Source organism: Corynebacterium sp. KPL3927 (assembly GCF_040225835.1).
Taxonomy (GTDB): domain Bacteria; phylum Actinomycetota; class Actinomycetes; order Mycobacteriales; family Mycobacteriaceae; genus Corynebacterium.
In genome coordinates this window covers 113,304-123,227 of sequence record NZ_JBEHGD010000006.1, presented here as the reverse complement: position 1 = coordinate 123,227, position 9,924 = coordinate 113,304, and the positions used below count along the sequence as shown (strand labels likewise).

Annotated in this window: 10 protein-coding genes; 3 read left to right on the top strand and 7 right to left on the bottom strand. The window is 59.7% G+C overall.

Features of this window, described 5'->3' with window-relative positions; all coding sequences use genetic code 11:
• The 5 genes from ABRP86_RS05100 to rimP all read right to left on the bottom strand — a co-directional run.
• Positions 1-245 (bottom strand): ribosome-binding factor A (locus ABRP86_RS05100; protein ID WP_349862845.1); only part of this gene is annotated, 245 nt, incomplete at its 3' end.
• A 221-nt stretch (positions 246-466) separates the two neighbouring features.
• Positions 467-3,316 (bottom strand): translation initiation factor IF-2, encoded by a 2,850-nt coding sequence (infB, locus tag ABRP86_RS05095; protein WP_349862843.1) that lies wholly within the window; start codon positions 3,314-3,316, stop codon positions 467-469.
• A 107-nt stretch (positions 3,317-3,423) separates the two neighbouring features.
• On the bottom strand, positions 3,424-3,786 hold the full coding sequence (locus ABRP86_RS05090; RefSeq protein ID WP_023022835.1) for a YlxR family protein: 363 nt from the start codon (positions 3,784-3,786) through the stop codon (positions 3,424-3,426).
• Positions 3,787-3,870: 84 nt separating this feature from the next.
• Positions 3,871-4,887 carry a transcription termination factor NusA gene (gene nusA / locus ABRP86_RS05085; protein WP_023022837.1) on the bottom strand — a complete coding sequence of 339 codons (1,017 nt, stop codon included), beginning with the start codon at positions 4,885-4,887 and terminating at the stop codon, positions 3,871-3,873.
• Positions 4,888-4,910: 23 nt separating this feature from the next.
• On the bottom strand, positions 4,911-5,450 hold the full coding sequence (gene rimP, locus ABRP86_RS05080) for a ribosome maturation factor RimP (protein ID WP_034659205.1): 540 nt from the start codon (positions 5,448-5,450) through the stop codon (positions 4,911-4,913).
• A 38-nt stretch (positions 5,451-5,488) separates the two neighbouring features.
• On the opposite strand from rimP, the gene ABRP86_RS05075 reads away from it, so the two are divergent.
• Together ABRP86_RS05075 and ABRP86_RS05070 are read left to right on the top strand one after the other, a co-directional pair.
• Positions 5,489-6,337 (top strand): DUF4439 domain-containing protein, encoded by an 849-nt coding sequence (locus ABRP86_RS05075; protein WP_349862841.1) that lies wholly within the window; start codon positions 5,489-5,491, stop codon positions 6,335-6,337.
• Between the two features lie 181 nt (positions 6,338-6,518).
• A complete protein-coding gene (locus tag ABRP86_RS05070; protein ID WP_023022843.1) occupies positions 6,519-6,848 on the top strand; it encodes a transglycosylase family protein in 330 nt (109 codons plus the stop codon).
• Positions 6,849-6,971: 123 nt separating this feature from the next.
• On the opposite strand, the gene ABRP86_RS05065 is transcribed toward ABRP86_RS05070, so the two are convergent.
• Both ABRP86_RS05065 and ABRP86_RS05060 read right to left on the bottom strand, forming a co-directional pair.
• Positions 6,972-7,334 (bottom strand): DoxX family protein, encoded by a 363-nt coding sequence (locus ABRP86_RS05065; protein WP_349862839.1) that lies wholly within the window; start codon positions 7,332-7,334, stop codon positions 6,972-6,974.
• Between the two features lie 60 nt (positions 7,335-7,394).
• Entirely contained in the window at positions 7,395-9,164 is a 1,770-nt protein-coding gene (locus tag ABRP86_RS05060; RefSeq protein WP_034659203.1) for a proline--tRNA ligase, read from the bottom strand.
• Positions 9,165-9,194: 30 nt separating this feature from the next.
• Between ABRP86_RS05060 and yaaA the strand changes: the two genes are divergently transcribed.
• Positions 9,195-9,917 carry a peroxide stress protein YaaA gene (gene yaaA, locus ABRP86_RS05055; protein ID WP_023022850.1) on the top strand — a complete coding sequence of 241 codons (723 nt, stop codon included), beginning with the start codon at positions 9,195-9,197 and terminating at the stop codon, positions 9,915-9,917.
• Positions 9,918-9,924: the final 7 nt, after the last annotated feature.

Here is a 9,924-nt window from a genome sequence, read left to right as displayed (position 1 = left end):
ATCTTACGCAACTGCCCCTTCGCGCGCTTGAGTGCTTCCTCAGCTTGGTCATAATCGGGTTCGGCCTCGATATCGTGGCCGCGCACCGTGTAAAAGACAGTAGCGTCGTGCAAATCACCGGTGACGCGGGCGTCGGTGACGGTGACCATCTCCAGGCGGCGATCCTTGATTTGCAGCTCAATCGCACTAGCCACGATTTCCTGAATTCGTTTTGCTAGCCGCGCAGCGCGAGCGTGATCGACCATGAGAACCTCCAAGCTAAAGGGGAAAAATTTATTCCTAAATTACCGTGTCGCAGTATCAGAAACCACCAGTTTAGTTACTCACCGCACCCAATGGAAACCGCTTGAAAACCTCACATGTGAAAACGCGAAACGGCCCGCTCTACCTGCCGCACCTCGCGATCTCCCTCCGTGGAGAAAGAACCTTGAGGTGGGCACGCACAGCGGGCCGAAACTAGCAGCGACTAGTCGCGCGGTACCTCGACTTCCTCATAAGCCTGGATGATATCGCCTACCTGGATATCCGGGTAGGACAGCACCATACCGCACTCATAGCCGGCCTTGATCTCAGTAGCGTCGTCCTTTTCGTGACGCAGGGACTCGATCTTGGCATCGGCAGTAACCACGTTGTTATCGCGGAGCAAGCGAACCTTGCCGTTGCGGACAACCTTGCCTTCGGTGACCATACAACCGGCGATGGTACCCACCGAGGAAGACTTGAACAGGGCGCGGATTTCGGCCGCACCGGTGTCGCGTTCCTCGTAGATCGGCTTGAGCATGCCCTTGAGAGCGGCCTCGACTTCCTCGATGGCCTTGTAGATAACCGTGTAGTAGCGGATATCCACGCCCTCTTGGGTAGCGATCTCCGTGGCCTTGCCCTCCGAGCGCACATTGAACGCAATGATGACGGCGTCGGAAGCGGCGGCCAAGGAAATGTTGGTCTCCGTTACGGCACCAACACCGCGGTCGATGATGTTGAGCTCGACTTCGTCCTCGGTCTTGATATCCAGCAGGGCATCTTCCAGCGCCTCGACGGAGCCGGCGTTGTCGCCCTTGAGGATCAGGTTGAGGGTGGAGGTCTCCTGCAATACCTTGTCCAGATCCTCCAGGGACACGCGCTTGCGCTGTTTTGCCTGCAAGGCAGAACGCTTACGAGCATCGCGCTGGTTGGCGATCTGGCGGGCCACGCGGTCATCGTCGACCACGAGCAGGTTATCGCCGGCACCTGGAACGCCGGACAGGCCTTGCACCTGTACCGGGCGGGAAGGACCGGCTTCCTTGACGTCCTCACCAAACTCATCGAGCATGCGGCGCACGCGACCATGCGCATCACCTACCACGATGGAATCGCCGACGTGCAGCGTACCGCGCTGGACGATGACCGTAGCCACCGGGCCGCGACCGCGGTCCAAGTGGGCCTCGATGGCCACACCCTGGGCATCCATCTCTGGGTTGGCCGTGAGCTCGAGGGCGGCATCGGCAGTCAGGATGACAGACTCCAGCAGCTGGTCAATGTTCTGGCCCTGCTTAGCAGAGATGTCCACGAACATCGTGTCGCCGCCGTACTCTTCTGGCACCAAGCCGTACTCCGTGAGCTGGCCACGGATCTTTTCCGGCTGCGCTTCCGGCTTATCTACCTTGTTGACGGCCACGACCACCGGGATATCGGCAGCCTTGGCGTGGTTGATGGCCTCAACCGTCTGTGGCATGACGCCGTCATCGGCGGCAACGACCAAGATGGCCAAGTCGGTGGACTTCGCACCGCGGGCACGCATGGCGGTAAAGGCCTCGTGGCCAGGGGTATCCAGGAAGGTGATGGTGCGCTCGCCATCCACGTCAACCGTGGTCTGGTAAGCACCGATTCCCTGGGTAATACCGCCGGCCTCGCCGGCTGCCTCATTGGTCTTACGGATGGTATCCAACAGGCGGGTCTTACCGTGGTCAACGTGACCCATGACGGAGACGACTGGAGGGCGGTGTTCGAGGGCCTCTTCGCCACCTTCGTCCTCACCGAATTGCAGGTCGAAGGACTCGAGCAGCTCGCGATCCTCGTCTTCTGGGGAGACGACTTCTACCTTGTAGTTGATCTCGTCACCGAGCAGCTGCAGCGTATCTTCCGATACGGATGCGGTTGCGGTGACCATTTCACCAAGGTTGAACAGTGCCTGCACCAATGCTGCTGGATCGGCACCGATCTTCTCCGCGAAGTCAGACAGCGAAGCGCCGCGGCGCAGACGGACGGTCTGTCCCTTGCCATCTGGCAAGCGGACGCCGCCTACAACGTGCTTCTGCTGCTCTTCAAACTCATGGCGCTTTTGCCGCTTCGACTTCTTGCCCTTGCGTGGTGCGCCACCTGGACGGCCGAATGCACCAGCGGTGCCACCGCGACGTCCACCGCGTCCACCGCGGAAACCGCCGGGACGACCGCCGCCTGGGCCACCTGGACCACCAGGTCCGCCGTGGCCGCCGCGACCGCGGCCGCCGCGTCCGCCACCGCTCGGTGCCTTGGACGGCATCGAGGCAGGGTTCGGATGCGAAGGCATCATGGCTGGCGACGGACGACGTCCACCGCCGCCACCCTGGCCTTGGTTCTGATCCTGGCCCTGACGGTTAGCGCCGCCCTCATTGCGGCCGCCGCGCTTTCCACCGCGGTTATCGCCGGGACGGTTGCCGCCGCGCTGGCCCTTGGAGCCACCCGGGCGTGGGCCTGGGCGGTTGTCGCCGCCACCCGTGGAAAATGGGTTATTGGCCACACGGCGGGATCCGCCGGGCTTAGGCATCGGACGCGGCATGGCGTTGCCTGGGTTCGGACGCTCGCCCGACTTCTTGGCATCGCCTTGGCCTGCGTTCTGACCTGGCTTCGGTGCACCCTGGCCAGGCTTCGGTGCCGGCTTTCCAGCGGCAGCGCCCGGCTTTGGTGCTGCCTGGCCAGGCTTGGGGGCAGCCTTAGCGGCCCCTGCGCCTGGCTTCGGTGCAGCGTCGGATGGCTTCGGTGCGCCGGGCTTAGGCGCAGCGGATTTGGATTTCGCCCCACCCTGTGCGCCAGCGCCTGGCTTTGGCGCAGGCGATGCCTGCTTCTTGGCGCTGCCTTGTCCGGGCTTAGCGGGCTTGGCAGTCTTCTCAGCCTTAGCTTCGGTGGCATCGCCACCGGACTGTGCTTCATAGTGAGCACGCATCTTTTTGACCACCGGTGGTTCGATGGTCGAGGATGCGGTCTTCACGAACTCGCCTTGTTCCTTCAGGGTGGCGAGCAGTTCCTTGCTGGTTACTCCGAGCTGTTTTGCCAACTCGTGAACACGTAGCTTTCCGGGCACTTGTCTCCTCTTGGTATCGCCTAGGAGCCAAGGCCGCGAAAAACTGGCCTGACTCCTAGTTAAACGTTCTGGACTTTCATCGCTGATGCTTCATCGTTGTGCGCTCATCAGTGTTCGGTCTTCCTTTTTAACTCTGGTGTGTACGAATCTTGTGCAGCTTGTTCCGCACACGGTACTTTTTCGCCCTGTACATTTTCGCACTGTGCTTCCAAGTACCTACGTACCTGACCTGTGTCCACGGATGCGGACGTGCGAAGCGCGCGCTTAAAAGCATGTTTGCGCTCAGCTAGCTCGAGTGCAGAAAGCGTGGGGCTAATCCATGCGCCACGGCCTGGAAGCCGCCGGAATGGATCCGCCACCGCACGGCTGCCTTGAGGGTCATTGGCATCAATGACCACCCGCAGCAGCTCCGTATCGGGCATGCGGCGACGCGTAGCGATGCAAGTACGAAGCCGTTGAGTCTGCGACATCGAACTCCTTAACTTTCGCTGCGTCTGCATGTCCCTTTCTGCATCTGGGCCGTTTACTAGCCTACGCTATTTATCCGCATTTCCTTAATTCGCGTCCGCGTCTGAATGAATATCGATCTTCCACCCAGTCAAACGGGCGGCTAGGCGCGCGTTCTGGCCTTCCTTACCAATGGCAAGGGACAGCTGGTAGTCAGGGACGATGACTCGCGCCACTTGCTCTTCGCTATCGAGCACGGTCACCTTAATCACCTTGGAGGGCGCCAATGCATTGCCCACATACACGGTGGGATCCTCGCTGTAATCAATGATGTCGATCTTTTCCCCACCGAGCTGGCGCATGATGTTATTCACGCGCTGCCCGCGCGGGCCGATGCACGCGCCCTTGGCGTTCAAGCCCTTAGCGTGACCAATAACGGCGACCTTCGAGCGGTGCCCGGCTTCGCGGGCGATGGCGATCATTTCCACGCTGCCATCCGCAACTTCCGGAACTTCCAGTTCAAAAAGCCCGCGCACCAGCTCTGGGTGGGTCCTTGACAAATTGATCTGCACATTGGCGCCATTGCGATTGACCCCCACCACATAGGCCTTGATGCGGTCACCGTGCTGCAGCTTTTCCCCGGGGATTTGTTCTGCGGGAAGCAAGATTCCGTCTTGCGATTCCAGTTCGGAACCGAGCTGGACTACAACGATGCCGCGGGCATTGGCACGCGCATCGCGCTGGACGATGCCACTGACAACGCGCCCGCTAAGCTCCGAATAGGAATCAAAAGTGCGCTCGGCTTCAGCCTCGCGCAGCTTGCGCAAGATGGCTTCGCGCACGGCGCGTGCGCCCACGCGGCCAAAGTTATCCGGGGTGTCATCGTACTCACTGGTAACTTCCCCGGTTTCGGGGTCTCGCTCGGTAACGATGACGCTGACGGCACCGGTGGTGGTATCGATGTCTACCCGGGACTTGGCGCCTTCGGCCTTGCCCTCCGCGGTGGATTCGCGGTAATCCAGGTAGGAATACAACAAGGCACTTGCAATCGACTCCAACAGGTCATTGACGGGGACCTGCCGTTCGGATTCGATGGTGCGAAGTGCCTCAAGATCAATATTCACTTGTCTATCCTCTCGATCGCCGGTTAGCTCTCGGCTTCTGCAAATGGCTGGTGCACGGCGTCTAGCTCACTTTGTGATGGCTGTGCAAACTCAATTTCTACCACTGCGTGGGCAATGTTTTCCAATCGCTCCACTTCTGTATGCACCTCGTTTTTCTGGGAAGTAATAAGGACAACGGCATCTTCGGCCGCATTAAGCGCGCCGATACGCGCGGTGTGGCTCTTGTCGTCGCCGCGGTTAAACGTCACCTTCCGCCCCTTATTGCGGCGCCAGTGGCGCGGTGCGGTGAGCGGCAAATCCACACCGGGGGTAGAGACCTCCAAGGTATATCCGGCACCGAAATTCAGCTCACCCGCCGCCTCTTTTTCATCAAAGAAGGCTGAAATATCGTCGGAGACTTCCTCCAATACATCCGAGCTGGGACGCATATCGCCATCGATACGGATGATGACCTGTGATTTCTTTCCCGCCTTGGTGGTTTTAATATCCTCCACGTCCAGCCCGCGGGCTTCTAAGCGAGGTTGGAGCAAATCAGTTAATTGTTGTGCATCTGGGAAAGCCATGCCCACTAGCCTACGTCCTTCAAGGTACAGTCTTTTGGGTGAACCGCCGACGTATTGCTTTAACCTGTGTAGCCTCGACTGCCGCCCTGCCCGCCCTCGCGGGTTGTTCCGCAGTCGACTCCGTCGTCGACTATTTTGGCCCGCGCCCAGAAGACGCGCTCGAGCGCCTAGCCGTGGCTGCCGCGAGCGATGGCCTCGCCCTTCAAGGGGTTGATGATGCGGCCGCGGATATGCGCAGCTCCCAGGCTGATGCACTGTATAAGGAGATTGCGCGCCTCTGCGGCACCGATGACCAAGGTAACGTCCCACACAGCTGTGAGGTGGAACGGCCCACGCAGGCACCACCGGCCACAGATTCTTCCCAGGTGCTAGAAGAAGCCGCCTCTGCCACCACGGAAGCCGCCGATGAAGTCAGTTCTGAATCTCGGCCCATAGTCACCCAACAAGCCATCACGCTTAATGCCTGGCTGCCTGGCGATGCCCCCGATATTCCCGCGCTCTCCCAGCCCCTTCGCGATAGCGCCGCTGATTTGTTGCAGTGGGAATACGAGCTGGTCTTTGGCCTGGATTTCGCGCGGGCTTATAGCGCTCCTGCTGCCGAAGAGCGCATCGATAAGCTCTTAAGAGTCCATCACCGCCGCATCGACCAACTGCAAGAAGCACTTGGCCATAACGGCAAGGTTCCCCAGCCAGAGCCTGCCTATTCCTCCGGCGCAACCACGCTTCCCAGCGATGCGGACTCCGCTGCAGCCTTCCTCGATACGTTGGTTGAACAAGACGCAGACAAGTGGCACGCGGCCGCGGTGGCCGCCGCACAACAAGAAAGCCCAAACCAGGAGTGGCTGAACTGGTTAATCGGCATCGCCGCCGAAGCCCAGGCCGCATAGCTCCCGGTTTTGCCCCGCCGCGCCTACCTGAATATTCACTGTCCGGCAGTCAGCGAAAAATCAGCGAGTTATAGGCCGCTTTTCATTGCTAATGCCTCCAAACCATACGTAATTTGGTGGACTACGTGCTTGCTGGAGATTCCACAAGCCCTACAACACAATGAGAAGGAGTGCTTTCTCAATGCGTACTAAGAAGACCTTGCTCACTATGGCCGCAGCTACGTTGGGCATCGCCGGCATTGCCGCACCAGCCGCCAACGCCGCCCCAGAAAACGCGTGGGACCAAGTCGCCGCGTGCGAGTCCGGCGGTGACTGGCACATCAACACCGGCAATGGCTACCACGGCGGGCTGCAGTTCTCGCAGCAAACCTGGGCTGGTAGCGGCGGCACCCAGTACGCGGCTACCGCTGACCAAGCCACCAAGCAACAGCAGATTGAAATCGCTGAAAACGTTCTTGCAAACCAGGGAGCTGGCGCATGGCCTAATTGCGGCGGCCCCGTGGCTGGCTAATACGCTTCCGCCCGCAGCGGTCGCGTGATGCCGCCGCTAACGCAGCATCGCGCAAGCAACCGACTTCCCGCGTTTCTTCATGGTATTTACCGTGGAAAATTGGGGGTCGGTTCTTTTTGGGTTTTATGCCCTACCCTGCGCAATCTTCCATGCGTAGCGAATCAACGGAATCTGCAGCGGTAGACGGATGATGTGATAAAGCTTTTTCGGCTTTCCCGCATCGCGTTCGATCCAGGCGTGGTACATATTCGCCGGCCACACGGCAAGAAATAGCGCCGCGGCTGACGCGCCACCGGATTCGCGGGTGGCGCGATCGGTGAGCAAAAAGCCCGTAGCTATTTCCCAGGCGCCGGAGGCAAAGTTATACAACCGCGGCGAGCCCGGCAGCTGCGGTGGCACGATGGATTCGAAGGTTTTCGCGCGCAGGAAATGCAGGGCTCCCATGGTGATAAGAGCCGTGGGAAGCACCTTTTTATTTAGTCTCATGCTTCCCCACGCTACCCTGCCACTACTTATTGGCACGGGGCCTTGAGGCGGTGCTTTAAGCTAGGCCCGCACCAACTCGAGGAGTTTATCCACGATGTCATCCGCCGGAACTTCCAGGGTTTCCTGCCCGCGGATGCGCAGCTCGATGATGCCGTCTTTGAAGGCGCGTCCCACGATGGCCACAAACGGCATGCCGAGCAGCTCTGCATCCTTGAACTTCACGCCTGGGGAAACCTTCGGGCGGTCATCGAAAAGCACCTCAAGGCCCGCCTGGGACAGCTCTTCTACCAACTTATCGCCGGCCTCCATGGCCGCTGCGTCCTTATTCGCCACCGCCACGTGCACCTGGTACGGCGCCACTGCAACCGGCCAATTCAGGCCCTTCTCATCGTGGCGTTGCTCTGCCAGCACGGCAAGCATACGGGAGATGCCGATGCCGTAAGAGCCCATCGTAGGGATGGCCCGCTTGCCGTTTTCATCGAGAATTTGCACGTCGAAGGCCTCGGTGTACTTCCGGCCCAGCTGGAAGATGTGGCCCAACTCGATGCCACGCTGCAAAGCCAAGGTGCCCTGGTTATCTGGTGCGGGATCACCCTCTTTGACCTCGGCCGCTTCCACAAACTCATCGACGTGGAAATCGCGGCCGGCCACGCAACCCACGACGTAGCAGTTTTGCGCATCCGCGCCCGTGATCCAGGAAGAACCTTTGACCACGCGGGGATCGGCAAAGACCTTCACCCCATTGGAATTCAGCGCGCGCGGGCCCACAAAGCCCTGCTCCAAGAAATCGTATTGCGCATAAATCTTATCGCTTGCCAGGGTGAACTCTGCCGGTTCCAAGGCCGCTTCAAGGCGCTTGGTATCCAGTTCGCGGTCGCCCGGGATCAGCACGGCCGCCAGTTCCTTCTTCTCTTCAGAATCCTCTAACGCCGGGTAGGTTACCTCCACCATGACGCACTTGAGGATATCCGCAGCCCGAACCTCATGGCCATCAACCGCAATGTCCTCGGCCTTAGCCCAGTGCACAAGCGCTTCAATGGTGGCGGCATCCGGGGTCCGATATTCCTTTGCTGCGGGCTGACCCGCAATGTCCTTTTCTGGGGGCGCTTGGGTCACGACTGCCTCTACATTGGCCGCATAATCGCCCTCGGTGGAGCGGACAAAGAGGTCTTCGCCCGCCTCAGATAGCGCCAAGAACTCCTCGGAGGCGGAGCCGCCCATCGCCCCAGAAGTGGCCTTACAAATGGCGTAATCGATTTCCAAGCGGTCAAAAACATTTTGATACGCCTTGCGGTGGCGGGCGTAGGAGGAATCGAGGCCCTCATCGTTCATATCGAAGGAGTAGGAGTCCTTCATCACGAACTCGCGCCCGCGCAGCACCCCGGCGCGGGGGCGTTCCTCATCGCGATACTTCGTCTGAATTTGATACAAGGTGACCGGGAAATCCTTGTATGAGGAGTACATGTCTTTTACGGCATTGGCAAACATTTCCTCGTGCGTGGGCCCAAGCAGCAGGTCCGCATTCTTGCGGTCCTGCAGCCGGAATAGATTGGGACCATATTCCACCCATCGGTTGGTCTTTTCATAGGGCTCGCGCGGCAATAGCGCCGGGAAAAGCATCTCTTGCCCGCCAATGGCGTCCATTTCTTGGCGTACTACGTCTTCAATCTTGCGCAGGGTACGCAGCCCCAACGGCAACCAGGTATAAATGCCCGGCGCGACGCGGCGCACGTAGCCGGCACGCACCAACAGCTTGTGGCTAGGGACCTCGGCATCGGCTGGGTCCTCACGAAGGGTGCGGAGAAATAGTTCAGAAAGGCGGGTAATCATGGTCAAAATATACATCGCTACCCTATCTATATGCTCATTGTCCTCCCTCCTTCAGAAACCAAGGCTCATGGCGGCACAGGAAAGCCGCTTGATTTTGCCAACCTATCTTTTCCAGAGCTAAGCGATACGCGGCGCGAAATCGCCGCTGAGCTGCAGTCTCTTCCTATAGATGAGGCAATGGTCGTGCTTAAGCTCTCGGAGAAGCTGCGCGGTGAGGCCGAATCGAATAGCCAGCTTTATACCACCCCCACCATGCCGGCGGTGCAGCGTTATACAGGGGTGCTGTTTGATGCCCTTTCGGCATCCACCCTTCCTTCTTGGCGGCGCCTTGCTATTGGCGATGCCCTCTTCGGGCTCCTGCGCGCGGGCGACCCTATCCCGCATTACCGCTTATCGGGCGGTTCCAAGCTGGGCGGTCGCACGATGAAGTCTTATTGGGGCAAGCAGGTAACGCAGGCGTTAGAAAACATCGATGAGCTGGTTGTGGATCTGCGCTCGGGCACCTACCAGCAGCTGGGTAGGCTGCCTTCGGCCGTGACGGTGCGGGTAGAAAGCGTGCAGCCGGATGGCTCGCGCAAGGTGGTCAGCCACTTTAATAAGCACTATAAGGGCCTATTGGCCCGGGAACTGGCGCTTTCGCCTGCCGATGCCTTCAGCGCCGCCGATGTCGCCGCGATCGCGCGCGCTGCTGGCATGACGGTGGAGGAACCACCGCACGGCTCGCAGGAGCTTACACTCATCGTATCCCCGTAGGGTGTGA